This is a genomic window from uncultured Limnohabitans sp. (assembly GCF_937889215.1).
GTDB lineage: Bacteria > Pseudomonadota > Gammaproteobacteria > Burkholderiales > Burkholderiaceae_C > Limnohabitans_A.
In genome coordinates, this window is the sequence record NZ_CALBEX010000251.1 from 1 (window position 1) to 1,356 (window position 1,356).

General features: G+C 62.5%; 2 protein-coding genes. Both read left to right on the forward strand.

Going from position 1 to position 1,356, the window contains the following annotated elements:
- Positions 1–902 (forward strand): tripartite tricarboxylate transporter substrate-binding protein (locus tag Q0341_RS06445; protein WP_299511316.1); only part of this gene is annotated, 902 nt, incomplete at its 5' end.
- Positions 899–1,356 (forward strand): tripartite tricarboxylate transporter TctB family protein (locus tag Q0341_RS06450; protein ID WP_299511317.1); only part of this gene is annotated, 458 nt, incomplete at its 3' end. The genes Q0341_RS06445 and Q0341_RS06450, both read left to right, overlap by 4 nt.

The window sequence follows — 1,356 nt, forward strand, 5'->3', positions numbered from 1 at the left end:
CCCAAGGCAAACCGCTGTTCGAAACACTGAACATGTTTGTCCCCGCAGCCCCCGGTGGCGGCTGGGACGGCACAGCCCGCGCCATTGAGCGCGCTGCCAAGGCCGCAGGCCAGGTTGGCAACATGCAGTTTGAAAATGTGGGCGGCGCGGGTGGCATGGTCGGCCTGCCCCGTTATGTGAACCAACGCAAAGGCCAGGGCAACAGCTTGATGATCGGTGGCTCGGTCATGGTCGGCGCTGGCATTGCCAACAAGAGCCCTGTGACCATGCGCAATGTGACCCCGATCGCTCGCCTGACCGAAGAGGCCGGTGTGGTGGCCATTCCCACCAACGGCAAGATCAAAAACTGGAAAGACCTGGAAGCCGCCATCAAGGCCAACCCCAAGGCCGTTTCTGTGGCAGGCGGCAGCGCAGGCGGCACCGACCACATTTTGCTGGGCTTGATCATCAAGGCCTTGGGCCGCAATCCGCGTGAAGCCGCTTACGTGGCTTTTGCTGGCGGCGGTCCTGCCAACGCGGCCATTTTGGGTGGCCAGGTCACCGCGGGCATCTCGGGCTACTCCGAATTCGAAGAGCAAATCAAAGCCGGCCGCATGGTGGCCTTGGCGGTCTCGGGCTCGCAGCGCATTCCTGGCGTGAACGTGCCCACCCTGACCGAGTTGGGCGTGAACGTGATCGCAGCCAACTGGCGCGGTGTGTTTGCCCCTCCAGGCATCAACCAAGCGCAACGCGATGCCTTGGGCAACTTCATGGCCCAAGTGCACGCCTCGGCAGGCTGGAAGAAAGAACTGGAAACCCGCAAATGGACCGACGTGTTCATGGCCGAGCGCCCGTTTGAGCGCGAGATTGCAGCCAACATCAAGGCCACCGAAGAAGTCATGAAAGACCTGGGCCTGGCATGACCCCCTTGCGCTTGGCTTTACTGCTGATCGCACTGTGCGGGGTGGCCGCTTGGCAGGTCACGGTCATCCCTGAATCTCTGATGCAGATGACCGTGGGCCCGGTGCTCGCACCGGGTGTGATCGTGGCGGCGCTGGCGGTGGTGGCGGTGCTGTACGGCATCAGCGCCTGGCGCGGCCGCCAAGTCGACCTGAGCCAAGACCCTGGGCAAGAGCCTCTGCCAGGTGCCAACGCCCGACTGCTCAGCTTGCTGGGCGGCGGCGTGGCCTTCATGGTGCTGGTCATACCCTTGGGCTTTGTGCTGCCTGCCGCTGTTTGCGGCATGTGCATTGCACGGGCTTTTGACGCCCCCTTCAACGCCAAATCTGCGCTGATCTGCGGCCTGATTTCTGCAGTGTTTTGGGTGATTTTTGCGCGTTTACTGGGCGTTGGTTTGGGCCCTGCCTTGGTGGATTT